Origin of the sequence: Vibrio sp. 10N.261.51.A3, assembly GCF_041471965.1 — a bacterium.
In the GTDB taxonomy this organism is placed as follows: domain Bacteria; phylum Pseudomonadota; class Gammaproteobacteria; order Enterobacterales; family Vibrionaceae; genus Vibrio; species Vibrio crassostreae_C.
In genome coordinates this window covers 47,020-67,073 of the sequence record NZ_JBFRPK010000071.1, presented here as the reverse complement: position 1 = coordinate 67,073, position 20,054 = coordinate 47,020, and the positions used below count along the sequence as shown (strand labels likewise).

At 46.6% G+C, this 20,054-nt stretch carries 16 protein-coding genes and 1 pseudogene; 9 read left to right on the top strand and 8 right to left on the bottom strand.

The window, feature by feature from the left end; translation table 11 throughout:
- Positions 1 to 19: 19 nt before the first annotated feature.
- A pseudogene (locus AB4371_RS17400) lies at positions 20 to 397 on the top strand (MFS transporter); the annotation flags it as partial.
- Between the two features lie 108 nt (positions 398 to 505).
- Here the strand turns inward: AB4371_RS17400 and AB4371_RS17395 are convergent.
- Together AB4371_RS17395 and AB4371_RS17390 are read right to left on the bottom strand one after the other, a co-directional pair.
- The gene (locus AB4371_RS17395; RefSeq protein ID WP_371721309.1) at positions 506 to 1,420 is read right to left on the bottom strand and encodes a DMT family transporter; all 915 of its coding nucleotides are present in this window, start codon (positions 1,418 to 1,420) and stop codon (positions 506 to 508) included.
- A gap of 332 nt (positions 1,421 to 1,752) precedes the next feature.
- The gene (locus tag AB4371_RS17390) at positions 1,753 to 2,646 is read right to left on the bottom strand and encodes a DMT family transporter (protein ID WP_372105199.1); all 894 of its coding nucleotides are present in this window, start codon (positions 2,644 to 2,646) and stop codon (positions 1,753 to 1,755) included.
- A 124-nt stretch (positions 2,647 to 2,770) separates the two neighbouring features.
- On the opposite strand from AB4371_RS17390, the gene AB4371_RS17385 reads away from it, so the two are divergent.
- Complete coding sequence (locus AB4371_RS17385) at positions 2,771 to 3,253, top strand: MarR family winged helix-turn-helix transcriptional regulator (protein WP_017054932.1); 483 nt, start codon at positions 2,771 to 2,773, stop codon at positions 3,251 to 3,253.
- A 99-nt stretch (positions 3,254 to 3,352) separates the two neighbouring features.
- Here AB4371_RS17385 and AB4371_RS17380 read toward each other — a convergent pair whose 3' ends face one another.
- On the bottom strand, positions 3,353 to 3,793 hold the full coding sequence (locus AB4371_RS17380) for a heme-binding protein (RefSeq protein WP_017088617.1): 441 nt from the start codon (positions 3,791 to 3,793) through the stop codon (positions 3,353 to 3,355).
- A 102-nt stretch (positions 3,794 to 3,895) separates the two neighbouring features.
- A complete protein-coding gene (gene aceB, locus AB4371_RS17375) occupies positions 3,896 to 5,521 on the bottom strand; it encodes a malate synthase A (RefSeq protein WP_280611837.1) in 1,626 nt (541 codons plus the stop codon).
- A gap of 313 nt (positions 5,522 to 5,834) precedes the next feature.
- On the opposite strand from aceB, the gene gcl reads away from it, so the two are divergent.
- From gcl to AB4371_RS17345, 6 genes are all read left to right on the top strand, one after another.
- On the top strand, positions 5,835 to 7,607 hold the full coding sequence (gene gcl / locus AB4371_RS17370) for a glyoxylate carboligase (RefSeq protein ID WP_372150398.1): 1,773 nt from the start codon (positions 5,835 to 5,837) through the stop codon (positions 7,605 to 7,607).
- Positions 7,608 to 7,723: 116 nt separating this feature from the next.
- Positions 7,724 to 8,500 carry a hydroxypyruvate isomerase gene (gene hyi, locus AB4371_RS17365; RefSeq protein WP_017075254.1) on the top strand — a complete coding sequence of 259 codons (777 nt, stop codon included), beginning with the start codon at positions 7,724 to 7,726 and terminating at the stop codon, positions 8,498 to 8,500.
- A 37-nt stretch (positions 8,501 to 8,537) separates the two neighbouring features.
- Positions 8,538 to 9,434 (top strand): 2-hydroxy-3-oxopropionate reductase, encoded by an 897-nt coding sequence (locus AB4371_RS17360; protein ID WP_017105663.1) that lies wholly within the window; start codon positions 8,538 to 8,540, stop codon positions 9,432 to 9,434.
- Positions 9,435 to 9,676: 242 nt separating this feature from the next.
- Positions 9,677 to 10,987: a glycerate kinase gene (locus AB4371_RS17355; RefSeq protein WP_372150397.1), complete on the top strand. Its 1,311-nt coding sequence runs from the start codon at positions 9,677 to 9,679 to the stop codon at positions 10,985 to 10,987.
- Between the two features lie 163 nt (positions 10,988 to 11,150).
- Positions 11,151 to 11,759, top strand: coding sequence for a TetR/AcrR family transcriptional regulator (locus AB4371_RS17350; RefSeq protein WP_372150396.1), 609 nt, complete (start codon positions 11,151 to 11,153; stop codon positions 11,757 to 11,759).
- 267 nt (positions 11,760 to 12,026) lie between these two features.
- A complete protein-coding gene (locus tag AB4371_RS17345; protein ID WP_372150395.1) occupies positions 12,027 to 13,463 on the top strand; it encodes an amidohydrolase in 1,437 nt (478 codons plus the stop codon).
- An 86-nt stretch (positions 13,464 to 13,549) separates the two neighbouring features.
- On the opposite strand, the gene AB4371_RS17340 is transcribed toward AB4371_RS17345, so the two are convergent.
- From AB4371_RS17340 to uraH, 4 genes are all read right to left on the bottom strand, one after another.
- Complete coding sequence (locus tag AB4371_RS17340; protein ID WP_104216391.1) at positions 13,550 to 14,911, bottom strand: 8-oxoguanine deaminase; 1,362 nt, start codon at positions 14,909 to 14,911, stop codon at positions 13,550 to 13,552.
- Positions 14,912 to 15,069: 158 nt separating this feature from the next.
- On the bottom strand, positions 15,070 to 16,521 hold the full coding sequence (locus AB4371_RS17335; RefSeq protein WP_104216392.1) for a nucleobase:cation symporter-2 family protein: 1,452 nt from the start codon (positions 16,519 to 16,521) through the stop codon (positions 15,070 to 15,072).
- A gap of 225 nt (positions 16,522 to 16,746) precedes the next feature.
- Positions 16,747 to 18,090: an NCS2 family permease gene (locus tag AB4371_RS17330; protein ID WP_017065002.1), complete on the bottom strand. Its 1,344-nt coding sequence runs from the start codon at positions 18,088 to 18,090 to the stop codon at positions 16,747 to 16,749.
- Positions 18,091 to 18,334: 244 nt separating this feature from the next.
- Positions 18,335 to 18,688, bottom strand: coding sequence for a hydroxyisourate hydrolase (gene uraH / locus AB4371_RS17325; protein WP_372128093.1), 354 nt, complete (start codon positions 18,686 to 18,688; stop codon positions 18,335 to 18,337).
- Positions 18,689 to 19,114: 426 nt separating this feature from the next.
- Here uraH and puuE point away from each other — a divergent pair, with 426 nt between their 5' ends.
- On the top strand, positions 19,115 to 20,035 hold the full coding sequence (puuE, locus tag AB4371_RS17320; RefSeq protein ID WP_372130404.1) for an allantoinase PuuE: 921 nt from the start codon (positions 19,115 to 19,117) through the stop codon (positions 20,033 to 20,035).
- The last annotated feature ends 19 nt before the right edge of the window (positions 20,036 to 20,054 follow it).

Here is a 20,054-nt window from a genome sequence, read left to right as displayed (position 1 = left end):
CTAATTTAGGCAACAACGCCAGCGTAAAGCGTTGATCTTCGAGTATGTTGGCTTGATTGGTGTGTTTGTCGGTTATGGTTTGGTGCAAAGCGCGGAATGGGCGGCGGCACTTTACGTGATCGATCACCTGTTCTTTGCATTGGCGCTGGCGATCAAAACTTACTTCCAGAAAATCGCAGACCCGGCAGACATGGCATCAACTGCTGGTGTCTCTTTCACCATCAATCATATTGCAGCGGTCGTTATTCCAGTGGTGTTTGGTGTGATTTGGTTGTCTTCTCCTGCAACGGTTTTCTATATTGGTGCAGTGATGGCCGTGGTTTCTCTAGCGCTATCTTTAAACATTCCGAAGAAACCTGAAGAGGGCAACGAAGTGCGAATGTTTAGCTGGCGCTAATGTTGGTCTCGATATTATGAAATAAGCAAAAAGCTCCAATAGTGATATTGGAGCTTTTTGTTTATGTGGGATATGTATATCTAATCCGCAAAATAGGTTTCACGCGGATCAGTTTCTTACGGTTTTTAATTCGGTACGCAGCTTGAAGATTCCCTTTGGTGCTTTGGTTAGCAGGATGCCGCAAAGTAGAGGAATCATCATTACAAGTGACTGTTCAGATAGAACCTCACCATTGATGTAACAAGAGATCAGTAGTGCAACCACAGGGAAAATTAGGAAGCAGATAGATGCTTGGAAAGGTGTCGAAACCTGACCTAATTTAAAGTAAGCAACAATGCCGCCAACACTCGCCACAAAGCCTAGGTAAACCACAGCAGAGATTGAGTCCCAAGTGAAAGATTCAATATTCACGTTTTCACCTATAGCTGATACAGCAAATAAGAATAGAGCTGCAATTAGGCTCGGTACAGCGTTGTAGGTTAGTACTTCAATACCTTTGCAGTGCTTTTGAACTAACACATACATCACTGCGTGAATCGCAACAGCAAGGCCTAAGCAAACCGTGCCAATTAGGTAGTCATCGCCACCCATCTGCATTTCATTACCAAGGATTAAACATAGGCTCACAACAGCGGTAATCAAACCGAATATTTGGTGCTTCGCCAGTCGTAGACCTAAGAATAAGCCAGACATCAACATCACAGCCACAGGCATGTTGGCGAAGATGATCGACGCTAAACCTGAAGAGATGTATTGCTCGCCATAGATCATCAACGTAAACGGAATCGCGAAATACATCAGCGCAACAATAAGCAGCCATTGGCGCTTACCTTTAGGGAACAGCAGTGGTTGGTTGAAGACTTTCGCTAATACCGCAAGCAGAGGTGCTGCAAGTAAAAAGCGCAACGCAGTAGCAAAAATAGGTGGGATAGAATGCAATGCTACTTCCATAGCGAACCAAGTGGTTCCCCAAATTAAGCAAACAGAGACAAAAAGCAAAATAGTTAGCGACTTCGAATTCATGGTGACTACTCATTAATAATTATTTTAAATCATAGGCTTGTAGCGCCTTAATGACGTGGCACAGTATAGAAAGGTAGTCGGAGAAAAGTTTTGTCTTTTTATCTCTAATTTGAGTTTTTTGTGGAAATTAAATCTCTAGTATGATTATTTTATAGAAAATAAATTCGCTTTAGATAGTTAAAGTAAAGTCATTGTTCTTTGTGAGGTTTAATTTAACTTAAGGAATGGTCAACTCAACGAGTATGGCTGTTGGGTTATTGCTGTTAGCGTAGCAACAAAAAACGCGCCCTCAATGAGGCGCGTTTTTGAACAATACGTTTAAGAGGCTGCGTCTACTGCGTAACAGGCTTAACTTGTTTGGACTGTCTTACTGCCAGAATAAGTTGCGGTAGTAGTGACATCACGATCATGCCGGTCATTAGTGAGTATTGTACTGCAGTGAATGATTCACCCATCAACACCATACCGGTCACGATGCCAGCTACTGGGTTTGCGATGCCACCGAAGGTGAAATCAACCACCGACATACGCTGTAGCAACCACACATACATGCCGTAACCCAGCGCTGTGTTTAGCCCAATAACCCATACGAGTCCCATAGCATTACGAGTATCGAAATGAGTCACGGCATTAACATAAGGCTGCGGATCGATGAATGCATGAACGCCAGACGCGACAGACAAAATCGTACCGCCCAGAATCAGTTGCCATGTTAATACCTTCCACCAGTGCATGCGGTTACCCAGTGACTTGGTAATACTGCTGCCGATGACAATACACATGATTGCGGCGAACATGGCACCTAAACCGATTGGATTCAAAGCGATTTGGCTTGGGTTAAACAATATCCACGCTAAGGTGATCAAGCCAATACCAGACAGGGCTTGAATCAAATGCGGGCGCTGCTTTTTCACTACCCAATGGAAGATCATCGCGAACACAGGCACAGAGATCATACCCACGCCAGAAATCGCTGAAGGCAGCGTTAGTGCCATCACGAAGATCAGGCCAAAGAAGGTCGCAATATTGATAAGACCCAATGTGAAAATGATCTGCCACTCGCCGTTTTTAGGCAGTGTCGGCTTTACTGCTAGCAATAACAAACCAGCAGGTAACGCACGCAAAGCACCTAATAATAATGGTGGCCACTCCTGTAGCGTAAATTGCGTCACTGCATAGGTTGTTCCCCAAAAGAACGCGGGGATCATTGCTAATAATATGTTCATTTAAAATATCTTTACGTTAAGATAACTATTGTGTGAACTGTATACTGAGAACTAGTGGTTGTAAAGTATCTTTATGTTAAACTAGTTTGAAGTAAACAAGACTAATCACGGAGCTAGATTGCAAATGGATGCTATCGACCGCGTTGTAGAGCAATGGGCAAAGGAAAAGCCCGAATTAGAAACTGAGCCTATGGCAATGATGGGCCGGATTATGCGTATTGCCAAGTATATGGAGACGCAAGTTGCCGAGCTTCATAAAAAATACGACATGAAGCTGGGTGAGTTTGATGTGCTGGCGACGTTGCGACGTTCTGGGAAGCCTTACCGACTGACGCCATCTGAACTGATTGGATCCATGATGCTGACATCTGGCGCGATGACCAATCGCCTTGATAAGCTAGAAGCCAAAGGGCTGATCAGTCGTGAACACAGCAAAGAAGACAGACGCAGCGTGAGTGTCCAGTTAACTAAAGATGGTCTTATTCTGATTGACCAAATGATGACTGAACATGTCGAAATGCAGAAAAAACTGGTTAAATCATTGTCTGCGAGTCAGAAGAAGAACACCAACCAACTTCTGAAAACATGGTTGAGCGCGTACGAGTAGTTTTTCTGATCTTCCTTTAGATTCAATAAAAAAACCGAAGCCTAATCGCTTCGGTTTTTTGTTCCTGTCTAAGAACTTCAAGTACAGCGAATTGGCGAGTTAAGCTTGGATCATCTCGTCACTGAATAGCTCAGCACAACCTATACCATTAATGGCGCAGCTCTCATCGATGTCTGAGATGTCACCGCTGACGCCAATAGCACCAAGTACCGTTTTATCCTTATCTCGAATCAGTAGGCCCCCTGGTACTGGCACCATGTTTCCGTGTGCGAGCACGTTTACGGCGGAGATGAATGCTGGTCGGTTGTCAGCATCTTGGGCGAGTTTTCTAGAGGAACAACCCAGTGCGAGTGCCCCCCACGCTTTAGCAATCGCGATGTCTGGTCGCATCATGCTAGAGCCGTCTTGACGTTGCAGAGAAATCAGTTTGCCACCGCTGTCTAAGACGGCGACCGTCAAAGGCTCAGTGTGGATCTTGTTTCCTGCTTGTAAGGTGCCATCAATGATGGTTAACGCTTGTTGTAGAGTCAAACTTCCCATGTTATCTCCTAGTTTTTCAAGGGGCCGTGTACCAAGCTAAGTAAGCCAATAATGACTCTTGTTGGTGAGCATCATTGACTGATCCAGTTCGGTACAAGAGTCCTAACTGGACTCTTGTAACAGCCCATAGCTGGGTAAAGTTAGGAAGGCAGCGAACTCATCGGCTGTAGAAAGTTGATAGAAAAGATCGGCTGTCTCTTCAAATCGACCTGCTGAATAGCGCGAGTCTCCGACTTCATGTTTTATGGTGTCTAGCTCTTGGTAAAGCCAAGAGTGGAATAGTGATTTGGTAAAGGTTTGGCCATCATCGAGTGTTACTCCGTGGTGGATCCATTGCCAGATATTGGCTCTCGAGATCTCAGCGGTGGCGGCATCTTCCATAAGGCCGTAGATAGGTACACAGCCGTAGCCTTGGATCCAAGCCTCAATGTAATACAGCGCAATTCGGATATTCTTACGCACACCCGCTTCGTCGCGGCTGCCTTCACAAGGTTTTAGCAACGAGTCTGCATTGATCACATGCTCTGGGCTTTGGAAATCCATTTGGTTTACTTTGCCATCGAGGTGCTTATCAAAGATCGACATTGCCAAATCAACCAGTGCAGGGTGCGCGACCCATGTGCCATCGTGTCCGTTTTGAGATTCTCTCTGCTTATCTTCGATAACCTTGGCGGTTACACGCGCCATCTCTTGCGGATCTTTCGCTGGAATAAAGGCTGACATGCCACCCATCGCCAGTGCGCCACGAGCGTGACAAGTGCGAACCAACAGTTGGCTATAGGCGTTGAGGAATTCTTGATCCATGCCGATGCCGTGACGATCTGGCAGGATACGATCTTGATGGTTCTTCAGCGTTTTGATGTAGCTGAAGATGTAATCCCAACGACCACAGTTCATTGCCACGATGTGATCGCGCATTGCATACAAGATCTCTTCCATCTGGAACACGGCTGGTAGCGTTTCGATCAATACTGTCGCGCGAATAGTGCCTTTGGGTACTTGGAAGTAGTTTTCGGTGAAGCTGAAAATATCGTCCCACCACTGTGCTTCTTCCATGCTCTCAAGTTTGGGAATGTAGTAGTAAACCCCTAAACCTTGTTGTGCACGTGATTGATAGTTGTGGAAAAAGTACAAAGCGAAGTCCATCAAGCAACCGCCGATAGGCTGATTGTTGAATTGGATGGATTGCTCAGGAAGGTGGATCCCTCGTGGGCGTGCGATAAGCAGTGCAGGATCGTCGTTTAATTGGTAACGCTTCTGCTTCTTTTCATCGAAGTAACTAATGGTGCCAAGGTTGGCATCTCTTAGGTTGATTTGCCCTTCGACCATATTGGCCCAAGTAGGAGAAGACGCATCTTCAAAGCAGCACATGAAGACTTTCGCGCCTGAGTTTAGCGCGTTGATCACCATCTTTCTTTCGATAGGCCCGGTGATCTCTACTCGGCGATCGAGTAGCTCTGGTGGCGGTGTCGCCACTTTCCACTCTTTATTCTGGCGAATGGAAATGGTGTCTTTTCTAAAATTGGGTAACTCACCCTCGTCATATTGAGCTTGTTTTACGTCGCGGTCACTTAGCAGGGTATGACGGCGATCTCCAAACTTATTGACGAGAGCTTCTAAGAATTTTAATGCATCTTTAGACAAGATCTCTTTGTACTCGGAGTTGTCCATATTCCCGAGTACCTGCATACATTGTACTTCTTCTCTCTCTTTTACGTCATTCATCATTGTTGTCTCCTTTAAACAATACGATGCCACTTTGTATACAAAATGCTCTTTTTAAGGATATTTATATTGTAGAAATTGTAAACAAGCAAACGGTATTTAACATTTATTTATCATTTGATCTTTTTGTAATTTATTTTTACGTAAAGATATTTTATGTAAAGCAATGAATTGTAAGCTTTTCAGGATGAGTGCGTACTTAATGTGATGGGTTGATGTAACGAAATTGTTTCATTCTGGGGTTGATAAATAGCGAGGATGGTTCATAGTACACAAAAGTTAGTTTAATTGTATACAATCTGAACTGGAGGTTCGAATGGCAATTATGAAAGCGATTGAAGCAGCGGTAGAAGTGCTTAAACGTGAAGGTGTAGACATCGCATTTGGTGTTCCCGGCGCAGCGATAAACCCTATGTATGCGGCTATGAAAAAGCTCGGAGGAATCGACCACGTCTTAGCTCGTCACGTAGAGGGTGCATCCCATATGGCTGAAGGGTACACGCGTACTAATCAAGGCAATATAGGTGTGTGTATTGGTACTTCTGGTCCTGCGGGAACGGACATGATCACGGGTCTTTATTCTGCGTCTGCTGATTCGATTCCAATTCTATGTATCACAGGCCAAGCGCCACGTGCTCGTCTTCACAAAGAAGACTTCCAAGCGGTCGACATTGAATCTATCGCTAAACCAGTGACTAAGTGGGCGACTACGGTGCTGGAACCTGCACAAGTGCCACGCGCATTTCAAAAAGCCTTTCATTTAATGCGTTCGGGTCGCCCGGGTCCAATCCTGATTGATCTACCGATTGATGTTCAGCTGGCTGAGATTGAATTTGATATCGATACTTATGAACCGCTAGAACCTTATAAGCCACAAGCGACACGCGCGCAGGTTGAGAAAGCATTAACCATGATGTCTCAATCGGAAAAACCGCTGATTGTATCCGGTGGTGGCGTGATTAACGCTGGCGCATCTGAATTGTTGCAACAGTTTGCCGAGATCACTGGTGTTCCTGTGATTCCAACCTTAATGGGTTGGGGATCGATCCCGGATGATCATGACTTAATGGCGGGCATGGTAGGGCTACAAACTTCCCACCGTTATGGTAACGAAACCATGCTCAACTCTGACTTTGTGTTTGGTGTCGGTAACCGATGGGCAAACCGTCATACCGGCTCTGTCGATGTTTACACCGAAGGCCGAAAGTTTGTACATGTGGACATTGAACCAACTCAAATCGGCCGCGTGTTCTGTCCAGATTTAGGTATTGTCTCTGATGCGAAAGCAGCACTAGAGCTAATGGTTGAAGTGGCGCAAGAGTGGCGTGATGCTGGCAAATTGCCGAACCGAAATGCTTGGGCAAGCGAGTGTCAGGAACGCAAATCGACCATGCTGCGTAAAACCAATTTCGATGAAGCACCAATGAAACCGATGCGTGTTTATGAAGAGATGAACAAGGCATTTGGCCGTGACACTTGCTATGTGAGCACCATTGGTTTGTCGCAAATTGCCGCTGCTCAATTCCTACATGTTTATAAGCCTCGTAACTGGATCAACTGTGGTCAAGCAGGTCCACTAGGTTGGACTACACCCGCTGCATTAGGCGTACGAGCGGCCGATCCAGATCGCGATATTGTCGCTATCTCTGGTGATTATGATTTCCAATTCATGATTGAAGAGCTGGCGGTAGGTGCGCAGTTCAACTTGCCATACATTCATGTGTTGGTGAACAACTCATACCTAGGATTGATTCGCCAAGCGCAGCGCCAATTTGATATCGATTATTGTGTACAACTGGCGTTTGATAACCAGAATGCGCCAGAGCTTGAAGGCTACGGTGTTGACCATGTCGCGGTTGTTGAAGGTTTAGGTTGTAAGGCAATTCGAGTTCGTGAACCAGAGCAAATTGCCGCTGCGTTTGAGCAAGCAAAAGAGCTGATGAACAAGCACAAAGTACCGGTTGTTGTTGAGCTGATTCTTGAGCGAGTAACCAACATTGCGATGGGCGTTGAGATCAATGCAATTAACGAATTTGAACCGCTTGCCGAAAGCCGCGACGATGCTCCAACGGCGCTGGCGTACAAGTAATCATTAAGTAATGTGTATCCGTAGAGCTGAGGTTTAGCTCTACGGAAAGTCTCCAATAGAGCGAGGCTTTACTACAAATAACCAGATTTTTACAGATAAAGAATAAGGACAGAGTCATGGCAAAATTTGCAGCAAACTTGTCAATGTTATTCACGGAAGTTGATTTTATGGATCGCTTTGAAGCTGCCGCAGAAGCGGGCTTTCAAGGTGTGGAGTATCTTTTCCCTTATGCCTTTGATGCTCAGGCAATCAAAGCAAAGCTCGACGCTAATAACCTAGAGCAAGTGCTATTTAACTTGCCTGCGGGTGATTGGGACGCTGGCGACCGTGGTATCGCGGTCGACCCAGCAAGAGTTGAAGAATTTCAAGCGGGTGTACCTAAAGCCATCGCTTACGCAAAAGCACTCGGTTGTACTCAAGTGAATTGCTTGGCGGGGATTGTTCCGCAAGGTGTGACCCAACAAGACGCGCAATCGGCATTTGTGATTAACCTGCATTACGCGGCGAACGCGCTAGCAGCAGAAGGCATTAGCTTAGTGATAGAGGCGATCAATACCCGTGATATTCCGGGCTTCTTCTTGAACACGACTGAGCAAGCCAAAGCGATCATCAAAGAGGTAGGGAGCGATAACCTTTCTATCCAATACGATATTTATCACATGCAAATTATGGAAGGCGATCTTACGCCGACCATGCAGCAGAACATTGGTCAAATCGCACACGTGCAATTGGCGGATAATCCAGGTCGACACGAACCGGGTACCGGAGAAATCAATTACCCATTCGTGCTTAATTATCTTGATGAGCTTGGCTATCAAGGCTGGGTGGGCTGCGAATACAAACCTAAAACGACAACGACAGAAGGCCTTGGTTGGCTGCACCAGTACCGTTAATTGCGTCTGGTAACCCTCAAACGTTAAGGAGAACAACATGTCTAAAATTGCATTTATCGGAACTGGCATCATGGGTAAACCTATGGCGAGTAACCTTCAAAAAGCAGGTCACGATTTGATTCTGTCGGATCACTTTAATGCAGCACCTGCCGATCTTGTGGCAGCGGGTGCAACGGTCTGTCATTCACCCGCGGAAGCGGCTGAAGCAGCAGATATCATTATCTTAATGGTGCCGAATACCCCTCAAGTAGAAGACGTCCTGTTTGGTGACAATGGCGTCGAGCAAGGCCTTACCGCCGGTGGCGCTGCTGGAAAACTGGTTATCGATATGAGTTCAATCTCACCAATCGCAACCAAAGCGATTGCAGCGCGAATCAATGAAGGTGGTGCTTCATACCTTGATGCACCGGTATCAGGTGGCGAAGTAGGCGCTATTAATGCAGCGCTGACTATCATGGTTGGTGGTGAGCAAGACGCCTTTGACAAAGCACGTCCGCTATTTGAAATCATGGGTAAGAATATTACGCTGGTGGGCGACAACGGTGCGGGTCAAACCTGTAAGGTGGCGAACCAGATCATTGTTGCTCTGAATATCGAAGCCGTGTCTGAGGCGCTAGTCTTTGCTTCAAAAGCCGGTGCCGATCCAGCACGCGTACGTCAGGCTTTATTGGGCGGCTTTGCTAACTCTAAGATCTTGGAAGTACACGGCGAGCGCATGGTTGAAGGCACATTTGACCCTGGCTTTAGAATCTCACTTCACCAGAAAGACCTGAATCTTGCGCTAACGGGCGCACAAGAATTAGGGGTCGCGCTGCCGAATACGGCGAATGCTCAGGAGTTGTTTGGCGAGTGTGCCGAAATGGGCGGTGAAGGTTGGGACCACTCTGCGCTTATTCAAGCGATAGAGAAACGTTCTGACCACTCGATTCGTTAATCTAGTTAACGGTTTGTCCGTTTAGTGGTTAATCAATCAACCGATTATCCGTTAATTAATTAGGGCTGCTATCGATTCGTAGCCCAACAGTTTGTTTATAAATCGCGTAGTTTCGTCTCCTTTTATACGCGTTCCTGATACGAGGCAGAGGTTGAAGTTGTTCCTTTCCAACTTGATCTTAGCAGGCACCCTTTGGCCTTGTATCGGGGTTCTTTTTTTCTCCGTCAACTAAGGAGTGGCTGATGGACATTGATGCTAAGCAGTTTCTGCAAACCCTTTTCTCAAGTGCTGTTAATCAGGCGCTACCTAAAAATCACATCGAACCTTTTCTTCCTCAAGACATTTTCTATCGCTCTGCTAATCAAGCCGGGCGTACTGTGGTGATAGGAGCAGGTAAAGCGGCCGCGTCAATGGCAGCAGAGCTTGAAGCGGTTTGGCAGGCAAAAAAACAACAAGATCTCGCACTGCGTGATCTTGAAGGTTTAGTTGTGACCCGCTACGAACACACCGCCCCTTGCGAACATATCGAAGTGATTGAAGCTGCGCACCCCGTGCCAGATGCGATGGGCTTAGAAGTGAGCCAACGTATGCTGCAATTGGTGAGTGGCTTGAGCGCTGACGACACGGTTATTTGTCTATTGTCGGGTGGAGGTTCCGCTTTGCTAAGTCTGCCCGGTGGCGACATCAGCTTGGCAGAGAAGCAACAAATCAATAAGGCGTTGCTTAAATCAGGCGCCGCCATTGATGAGATGAATTGTGTTCGCAAACATCTATCTTCGATAAAAGGGGGGCGACTAGCAAAAGCCGCGTATCCTGCAAGGGTTGTGTCACTGGCGATTTCAGATGTGCCGGGCGATGACATTAGTGTGATTGCCTCTGGCCCAACCGTACCCGACACCACCACGCGTTTTGATGCGATGGCAATTTTAGAACGTTACCAAATAGAAACACCACGCTCGGCATTTGAATGGTTAAATAATCCAGAGTCAGAAACCGTTAAGCCAGATGACGTCTGTTGGAAGAACGCTGAGCACCATATTATCGCCACCCCTATGTCGGCATTGGAATCCGCTGCAGCAGAAGCTGAAGGCTTAGGTATTCCGGCTTATGTGTTGAGTGATTGTATAGAGGGAGAGGCACGAGATGTCGCCAAGGTTCACGCTGCGCTGGCTAAGCAAGTGGCCAATCACAAGCACCCATTTGAGACGCCTTGCGTGATACTTTCCGGCGGCGAAACCACAGTAACCGTTAAAGGCAATGGTCGCGGTGGGCGTAACTGTGAGTTCTTGTTGAGCCTATATAATGAGCTTAAAGGCCAAGACAATATCTTCGCATTGGCTGCCGATACCGACGGGATTGATGGCGTGGAAGACAATGCGGGCGCATGGATAACCCCTCAAACATGGCAACAAGGTTCGAGCCTGTCGCTTAAAGCGCAAGACTACCTCGATGCCAACAACAGCTACGATTTCTTCAAGCAAGTCGATGTGCTTCTTATCACGGGGCCGACGCTGACTAACGTGAATGACTTCAGAGCGATATTGATTCTTTAACTTGAACAGTTCAAAAACACGGTATGGAATGGTCGCTTCTTAACAAATAGAGCGGCCATTTTATTGTTATCAATGCGGTGACCTTGAGTTCTGAGATTATCTTCTGGACTAATGAAGCACGTTGATTACTATGATTTTAGTAACGAGCTGTAAAGGATGCAATATGTCTAGGATCAGACAAAAGAATCAAGATTTAATCATCGAAGTCGCGTGTGAACAATTCGCCACTCATGGTTATGCCGCAACAAAAATGGCTGATATCGCAAAAGCGGCCGACATTCCCAAACCCAACGTATTCTACTATTTCAGCTCTAAAGATAAGCTCTACAATGCCGTTCTAGAAACCGTCACTCAGCCTTTACTTGAAGCATCTTGTCCGATTGAAGAGCTCAGCGATCCTGTTGAAGCCTTGTCCCAATATATTCAAACCAAACTGATCATTTCTCGCGACCATCCACATGCCTCTAAAGTGTTTGCCAATGAAGTGATGTCTGGCGCGAAAGTGCTACCAAAAGAGATTGGTGACGAGCTGTATAAGCAATCCCAGATGATTCTTGATAAGTTCTCGACATGGTCAGCGCAAGGTCTAATGGACGACGTTCCTGTACACCACCTGATGTTCACCATCTGGGCGGCAACTCAAACCTACGCCGATTTTGGCTGGCAGATTTGCAGCGTGATGCAGAAAGATCAGCTCGATGATAAAGACTATGAAGATGCCGCTGAGTTCATCACGCAGCTAGTGATTAAAGGGTGTGGTGTGAAAAGCTGACGTTATTTGAATGTTTTTTGGGTCTGCGATTGCAGGCCTTTTTTGTTTGTGCATGTGAGTGAGCATATGTGCAAAGCTACTTTTGTGACCCGTTGTGCAATAACTCATTTATCTTGAATTCGGTTCGATTAGGTATGCCATTTTATTTAAATGACAGGTTATAGTATCGCGAAAACTGGCGGCACTTACTCTTCTGAAAAGCGAAAAGCTGGAAACTTATAGATGAAGCCGCTAACAATATTACACGCACAACATTAAGGTTTAGCAATGACGCTTAAAAGCTTGGCATGCACCATCAGCGCAGTTCTGCTTGCAGGTTGCGGTTCAACGGTCGCGACGCAAACATACAACGCCGATCTGATCATCACCAACGGGCAGGTTCTCACCATCAATTCAGAAATGGATGTGATTGAAGATGGTGTTGTGGTAGTGAAAAACGACCAGATTATCGCAGTGGGCAACGAGGATTTGATCACTCAATATCGCGCTGAAAAGGTGATTGATGCTCAAGACGGAATCGTTATGCCGGGCATGGTGAATGCACACAACCATTTACCTATGATCGCGTTCCGCGGCTTAGGAGAAGAGGGCATCTCGAATCGCTTATTCGCTTACTTCTTCCCTCTAGAAGCCGAAAAGCTAAGCCGTGAACTGATTTACAACGCAACTAAGCTTGGCTCTATCGAATTGGCACAAAGCGGTGTGACCACTTACGCCGATATGTATTACCACATGGATGAAATGGCCAAGGCGACCAAAGAAGTTGGCTTGCGCGCCGTGTTGGGCGAAACCGTGATTAAGTTTCCAGTGGTCGATGCTAAAGAACCTTACGGTGGGATTGAGTATGCCAAAGGCTTTATTGAGCAGTACAAAAGCGACGAGTTAATCACACCTGCTTATGCACCACACGCGGTGTACACAGTGAGTAAAGATAAGCTGCAAGAAATCAACAAGCTGTCTGCTCAATACGATGTGCCGGTGCTGATTCACGTTGCTGAATTCCCGAATGAAGAAAAGCGCATCAAAGACGAAACCAAAGCGACATCGCCAGTTGAATACATGGATGAAATCGGTGTGCTAGACGAGCGCGTAGTGATTGCTCACGGTATCCACCTTTCAGAAAACGACCAAAAGCTACTGAAACAAGCTGACGCGGGTATCTCATACAACCCAATGGCGAACGCTAAAGGCGCGACAGGCATTGCACCTGCTTGGGAGATGTACCGTGCCGACATGCGCATTGGCTTAGGAACTGACGGCCCAATGAGCTCAAACCAAGTCGATATCATGCGTACTCTAAGTTACGCAGCTAACATGCAGCGCTTAAAGCATTCAGACCGCACCATTATGATCCCTGAGCAAGTGATTGAAATGGCAACCTTAGGTGGCGCGAAAGCCCTACACATGGAAGACCAAATTGGTTCTCTGGAAGTGGGTAAAAAAGCGGACATCGTGATTGTAGAAACACAATCAGCGAACATGATGCCAAGTTACGACCCATACGCGACATTGGTTTACCAAGCGAACCCAAGCAACATCGACACCACTATCGTTAACGGCCAAATCGTGATGGAAAACCGAGTGATGCAGACGGTTCAACTGGATGAAATCCGCCAAAGCGTCGATGAGTTTGAAACAGATATCAAAGCCTTTGCCAAAGAGCTTTCTAAGAAGGCGATTAAGTCGAAGAGCTTGATGGATTAAGATGTAAATCGGTTTCTAAAAATCGAACTGAATGAACAAGGCCGACATCACGTCGGCCTTTTTTCGCTTTTCTAGTTAGAGAGTATTTAATTATTCATCGCCAGTTTACCTAGCTTCATTGCAGCTGCATGGTGGCGGTGCATTAGTTGTTCCATGTCTACGCCAATCACAGCGCCATCGTTCACTCGCCACTTACCTGCAACCATCACTTTATCCGCTTGTTGAGCACCACAAAGTAGTAATGCGGCCAGTGGGTCGTGGCTGCCAGAAAAACGAATATCATCGAGCTTGAACATCGCGATATCGGCTTGTTTGCCAACCTCTAGTGTACCAATGTCGGTTCTGCCCATTGCCGCGGCAGAACCGGATGTCGCCCAGCGCAATGCATCAAAGTGTGAAACGTTGGCGGAACCATATTGCAGGCGTTGTAGATACATCGCCATGCGCACTTCGGCAATCATATTAGAGCCGTCGTTTGAGGCCGAACCATCCACACCTAGCCCGACTTTTACGCCTGCTGCTTCTAGATCGTTGTTTTTACAAATACCGGAAGCCAACATCATATTGGAAGTTGGGCAGTGACTGATACCAATGCCTGCTTTACCCAAACGTTTGATCTCTTCTGGATTGAAGTGAATACCATGAGCGAGCCAAGTGCGCTCGTTCAGCCAACCCACATCTTCTAGGTAATCAACTGGGCGCAAGCCAAACTTCTCTATACAGAAGTCTTCTTCATCGAGCGTTTCGCATAGGTGCGTGTGCATCATGACGTTTTCACGCTCACTGATCTTGGCGGTCTCTTTCATCAGGTCGGTAGTGACTGAGAACGGCGAACAAGGCGCGAGCGCGATTTGAATCATCGCCCCTTCATCACGCTGGTGGTAATCACGAATCAAGCGCTGGCTGTCATCAATGATGGTTTGTTCGGTTTGAATGGTGTGTCTTGGTGGCAATCCACCCTCATCTTCCCCTAGGCTCATGGAACCTCGGGTAAATATCGCTCTAACGCCCAGTTTCTCTGCGGCCTCGACTTGCAAATCAATAGCGTGCTCAAGCCCGTCTGGTAGCAAGTAATGGTGATCGGAAGCAGTGGTACAGCCCGACATCATCAGCTCAACCAGAGCAAGCTCTGTTGCGAGGCTCATCATCTCCGAATCGAGGTTGGCCCAAACTGGGTAGAGGCTTTGTAGCCAATGGAAGAGTTCTTTATTGAGTGCGCCGGGGTAGGCTCGCGTTAGGGTTTGATAGAAGTGGTGGTGCGCATTGATAAGCCCAGGAGTCACAACATGACGAGAAGCGTCGACGCTGTAATCTACGGGTAAGGTTGGCTCTTTGTGTTTGCCAACTAGCTCAATGATTTTATTACCTTTAATGACAATACCGCCTTCTGCATCAGCCAGCGAGCCAGTGTAGATTGCGAGAGGATTCTTAATCCAGATGGTTTCCATTCATAGTAGTCCTTAGCCATCTCAGCCTTTTCAGGGAAGAGGGTCTTTGTTGGTATTTGCTGTTGATAGATAAATTCGAATCAGGGGCGTTAAACGTTCAATGTTCTAATCATTCCCTGATTCTGTGAAAATCGGTTTTACGTTAGTCAGTGAACCAGTTAGTTCGCTTTGGGCTCAGGGTTATCTGATGCCGTTTGAACTTCAGTTTCTGTTGTTGCTTGTTGAATTTCTAATTGCTCGTTTGAGTGTAGTTCTTCTTCTGCTTGTTCTTTCATTTCTAGCTCAACTTGCGCTTGGCTTTCGGCTAACGCTTCTTGTTCTTCTGCGCGTGAAGATTTAGGCAATACAAGGTTAAGAACAACCGTCATGATGGTGCCAGTCGTAATGCCAGAGTGAAGGAAATTGGCCAAATCGTGTGGCAAATGTTGAAGCAATCTTGGTTCGAAGGTGACGGCTAAGCCAGACGCTAAACCTACACAGATTACTAAGGCATTTCGCTTGGTGTCTGCGGCCTTGATCAACATGCGGATACCCGCGTAAGCAATCATTCCGAACATTACAAAGCCCACGCCGCCTAAAACGGGTTTAGGGATTGTGACGGCAATAGCGGCTAATTTCGGGAATAAACCACCTAAAATTAACAAACCACCTGTTGCAGCTACTACATAGCGACTTGCTACACCAGTGATACCCACAATTCCGACGTTTTGGCTAAATGATGCTAGTGGCATCGCTGTTAAAATCGAAGATAAGGTGCTACCAAGGCCATCGCCTAGCAGTCCACGTTTTAGATCTTTACCACTGACTTGGGTTTGGCAGTTGTTACCAAGCGCCATGAAGTCACCGGTTGCTTCGGCGATAACTACGATGTACACCAAGCTCATGCTGATGATGGCACTCGCAGAAAAGGTAAAGCCATATTTGAAAGGTTCTGGGCCACCGACCCAAGCAGCAGAGCTAATTTGTTCAAGGTCGACCATGCCGAGTGACAGCGCCACAATGTAACCGCCTGCTAGGCCAATCACGATAGCGGAGGCCGCAACCGCGCCTTTACAGTAAACCGATACGCCAATCACGATCCCCAAAGAGACCAGTGCTAGAAACAGTTTAGGTAGTGTAGCGAATTGTTCCGTGTTGGCAGGAGAATCGCCAACCCAGTTCATGGCAACCGGTAAAATGGTTAAGCCGATTAAGGTAACCACAACACCACTTACCACGGTCGGGAATAGCTTGCGAACCTTGTCCATATAGAAGCTGGCACCAATGACCACAAACGAGCCGATAAGCGCCGAGCCCATGATAGCGGCAACACCACCTTCGTTACCGATCGAAATAGCCACACCTAAAAAAGCAAAGCTCGAACCCATCACCACGGGCAGTCGAATACCTACAGGGCCAAAGCCGAGACATTGCGCGACGGTCACAATACCGGATGCCAATAGCGCCGCATTGATCAGTGAGACGATCTCTGTGTTAGGTAGGCCGATAGAGGCACCGACAATAAGAGGGACAGCAACGATGCCACCAATCGAGGCGAGCATATGCTGTAAAGCGAGTAGAAGGGTTAGCCCATGGGGCGGTCTTTCATTAAGGGTGTACAGAAGTTTCATTTGATATTCCTCTGCCTGCGTTTCCGTTTACAGGCGATTGGCGGTCAAATAATGACTTCTACAAACTGCGTAGGGTCATAAAAAAGGTGCACTGAATCAGTAGGGATTCTGCTCTCTCGTCATCAATACAATTAGCTTTCTTAAAAATCATATTGTTGCTTGGCTCGCGAACCAGCCAAGCAACGTTGTGAGCAATCAAGAAATGACTGCTCAGGAGCTATAGGGTTAACCGATGAACACCAGCTTGGCGATGAAGATAGCCGCTAGGAAGTACATCGAGATAGACACATCTTTGGTTTTACCTGTCGCCAGCTTAAGCACGGTGTAGGTAATGAAACCCAGTGCGATACCATTCGCGATAGAGAAGGTCAGAGGCATCATTAACGCTGTAATGGCTGCGGGAGCACCGTTGGTGAAGTCTTTCCAATCCACGTGCTGCATGCTGCTCATCATCACGAACGCCACATAAATCAGAGCGCCAGAGGTTGCGTAAGCGGGGATCATGCCTGCAAGCGGTGATAGGAAAATTGCCGCTAAGAACAACACACCAACCACGATTGCTGAAAGACCTGTACGTGCGCCTGCTGCAACACCGGCTGCACTCTCTACATAACTGGTTACTGGCGGACAGCCTACACACGCACCTGCCACGCTTGAAATACTGTCGGCTTTCAGTGCTTTGCTTAGGCCTTCAATCTTGCCCGTTTCAGGGTTGGTCAGGTTTGCACGCTCAGCTACGCCCATCAAGGTACCAGCTGTATCAAACATGTTTACAAAAAGGAAAGCCAAGATAACGCTGATCATCGATACGTTTAGTGCACCGGCGATATCCATTGCCATAAAGGTAGGCGCTAAGCTTGGTGGTGCAGCGAAGAAGCCATCGTAGTGAACTAGGCCAAGCATCATGCCGACTAGCGTTACACTCAAAATACCGATAAGCACCGCGCCAAACACTTTACGCTCACTCAGAACCGCAATGATCAAGAATGCAATCGCAGCAAGCAGAGCTTCTGGTTTCGTGAAGTCACCCAATGAAACCAAAGTTGCTGGGTTTTCGACGACGATACCCGCTGTTTTTAAGCCAATTAGACCTAAGAACAAACCAACACCTGCAGTCATTGAATAGCGCAAGCTCTCTGGAATACTCTCGATGATCCATTGGCGGACTTTGTAGAAGCTCATCCCGACAAACAAGATACCGGAGATAAACACCGCACCCAGTGCCACCTCCCAGCTGTAACCCATTTCGCTCACAACCGTGAAAGAGAAGAAGGCGTTCAAGCCCATGCCCGGTGCAAGGCCGACAGGCCAGTTCGCGAATAAGCCCATTAACAAACAACCAATCGCGGCACCAATACAGGTAGCGACAAATACAGCCCCTGCATCCATACCTGAAGCGGCCATGATTTGTGGGTTAACGAAGATGATATAAGCCATGGTTGCGAAGGTGGTGACACCGCCGACTAACTCATTTTTTACGCTGCTTCCGTGTGCCTTAATCTTAAAGAGTTTCTCTAAAATTCCGTTGTTCGCATCTTGGTTGAGTATTTCTGTTTTACTCTCACTCATGTCTGCAAGTCCTTTTATGTTGTGATCCATTTATTGAATACAGCGAGATTTCAATATTAAGTTTTAAGGTTTTTCCTAGCTCTAACTCGTTATGAATAAGCTTTTCGTGGCTCATTTTTTAACTGTTAACGTTGTTAGTATTTTTATGTGAGCGTGCTTAATGAGCGCGCATCTTTTTAGATGCACGCATGAATCTGTTTATTATTGGGTGATAGAGCCTAGATCGGGATTCTAAGCATCGGGACTAACTGCCCCGATAAGTCGAGAAACTGTATGGTGAGACTAAAAGCGGAACGTGGTAGTGCGCATCGGGATCATCCAAGCCGAAGCGAATAACCACATCGTCTAGGAAAGGCACGCCATTCAATTCCACACCTTTGTTTTTGTAGTAGTCGGCTACATAGAATACCAATTGATATTTTCCCGGTCGGAATTCATTCCCAGCCAGAATCGGCGCATCGGTTCGGCCATCGGAGTTGGTGAGCACGGTCGCCAGCTTTTCTGTTGAGTCTTCGTTTACCTTATAAAGCTCTACCTTGATCTCTGCGCCAGGCAAGCCGTGTGTGGTGTCTAATACGTGTGTTGTTAATCTTCCCATAGTCCTTTAATAGCGCTTTTGGCGCTCCTCTGTTCCGTGGTTTATGTATCCATTTCGACCTTGCAAAAGAGTGCAACGGGTCACTTTGTTATCACTAACTATGTACGAACTGTACACAATTAGTAAAGCGAATTGTTGGAAGAATGTTAACTATTGTGTCTTTTTTTCTGGCTTTATAGATCCTGATTATCGTTTTTTGGTGAGGTTGTGATTTGTTAAGTTATTGTTTTTAAATTACAAAAGTAACAAAATTTAACTTGAATAACAAAATCTTTACATTGAGATAAATAATTGTATACAATAAATGTACAGGGGTAAGGTTACTCGGTTTTGAAATAACCAATAGCGGAATCACCAATAGAAGAATCATATTGATGAACCAGCTAAAGAGCGGCTAAGCCAACCACTTATGTTAGGAGTACTTGGATGAATAAGGATTATTCAAGAAATTTGATCGGTTACGGAGCTAACCCTCCCAACCCTCAATGGCCAGGTAATGCGCGCGTCGCGGTTTCTTTTGTATTGAACTATGAAGAGGGCGGTGAGCGTTGTTTGTTACATGGAGACGACGAGTCTGAAGCCTTTCTCTCAGAGATCCCGTCAGCACAGCCGATCAAAGGCGAACGTCACATCAGCATTGAATCCATCTATGAGTATGGTAGCCGTGTAGGTGTGTGGCGTGTTCTTCGCTTGTTCGATGAATATGAAATCCCACTGACTGTGTTTGCGGTTGCCATGGCCATTGAGCGTCACCCAGACGTAGCGAAAGCCATGGTAGAAGCAGGTCACGAAATCTGTAGCCACGGTTATCGCTGGATAGACTATCAATACATTGATGAGTCAGAAGAGCGTGATCATATGACCAAGGCGATTGAGATTATCCAACAAGTGACGGGTCAACGACCACAAGGTTGGTATACCGGTCGAACGGGGCCAAATACGCGTCGCTTGGTAGCAGAAGAGGGCGGCTTCCTTTACGACTCCGATGCCTATGATGATGACCTGCCTTATTGGCACACCGAAACCGGTGATCCACAACTGGTGATCCCTTACACACTCGATGTAAACGATATGCGCTTTTCAACAGCGCAAGGCTTCAACTCTGGTGAGCAGTTCTTCCAGTATTTAAAAGACACTTTTGACACCCTTTATATGGAAGGCGAAACCGCACCGAAAATGATGTCGGTAGGACTGCATTGTCGTCTTATTGGTCGTCCCGGTCGTATTGCTGCATTAAGACGTTTCTTAGATTACGTAAAACAGCATGACAGCGTGTGGCTATGTCGTCGAATCGATATCGCCAACCACTGGCACCAACATCACCCATACAACGAACAACAAAATTAGAACGAACAGCAAGGAGGCT

What these genes read in the sequence shown, in the direction of transcription:
- AB4371_RS17390 (WP_372105199.1), bottom strand. Translation starts at nt 2,646, where the DNA reads ATGAACATATTATTAGCAATGATCCCCGCGTTCTTTTGGGGAACAACC.
- AB4371_RS17335 (WP_104216392.1), bottom strand. Translation starts at nt 16,521, where the DNA reads ATGAAACTTCTGTACACCCTTAATGAAAGACCGCCCCATGGGCTAACC.
- aceB (WP_280611837.1), bottom strand. Translation starts at nt 5,521, where the DNA reads ATGATGAATGACGTAAAAGAGAGAGAAGAAGTACAATGTATGCAGGTA.
- AB4371_RS17350 (WP_372150396.1), top strand. Translation starts at nt 11,151, where the DNA reads ATGTCTAGGATCAGACAAAAGAATCAAGATTTAATCATCGAAGTCGCG.
- AB4371_RS17360 (WP_017105663.1), top strand. Translation starts at nt 8,538, where the DNA reads ATGTCTAAAATTGCATTTATCGGAACTGGCATCATGGGTAAACCTATG.
- AB4371_RS17385 (WP_017054932.1), top strand. Translation starts at nt 2,771, where the DNA reads ATGGATGCTATCGACCGCGTTGTAGAGCAATGGGCAAAGGAAAAGCCC.
- AB4371_RS17395 (WP_371721309.1), bottom strand. Translation starts at nt 1,420, where the DNA reads ATGAATTCGAAGTCGCTAACTATTTTGCTTTTTGTCTCTGTTTGCTTA.
- AB4371_RS17340 (WP_104216391.1), bottom strand. Translation starts at nt 14,911, where the DNA reads ATGGAAACCATCTGGATTAAGAATCCTCTCGCAATCTACACTGGCTCG.
- AB4371_RS17330 (WP_017065002.1), bottom strand. Translation starts at nt 18,090, where the DNA reads ATGAGTGAGAGTAAAACAGAAATACTCAACCAAGATGCGAACAACGGA.
- puuE (WP_372130404.1), top strand. Translation starts at nt 19,115, where the DNA reads ATGAATAAGGATTATTCAAGAAATTTGATCGGTTACGGAGCTAACCCT.
- gcl (WP_372150398.1), top strand. Translation starts at nt 5,835, where the DNA reads ATGGCAATTATGAAAGCGATTGAAGCAGCGGTAGAAGTGCTTAAACGT.
- AB4371_RS17355 (WP_372150397.1), top strand. Translation starts at nt 9,677, where the DNA reads ATGGACATTGATGCTAAGCAGTTTCTGCAAACCCTTTTCTCAAGTGCT.
- AB4371_RS17345 (WP_372150395.1), top strand. Translation starts at nt 12,027, where the DNA reads ATGACGCTTAAAAGCTTGGCATGCACCATCAGCGCAGTTCTGCTTGCA.
- hyi (WP_017075254.1), top strand. Translation starts at nt 7,724, where the DNA reads ATGGCAAAATTTGCAGCAAACTTGTCAATGTTATTCACGGAAGTTGAT.
- uraH (WP_372128093.1), bottom strand. Translation starts at nt 18,688, where the DNA reads ATGGGAAGATTAACAACACACGTATTAGACACCACACACGGCTTGCCT.
- AB4371_RS17380 (WP_017088617.1), bottom strand. Translation starts at nt 3,793, where the DNA reads ATGGGAAGTTTGACTCTACAACAAGCGTTAACCATCATTGATGGCACC.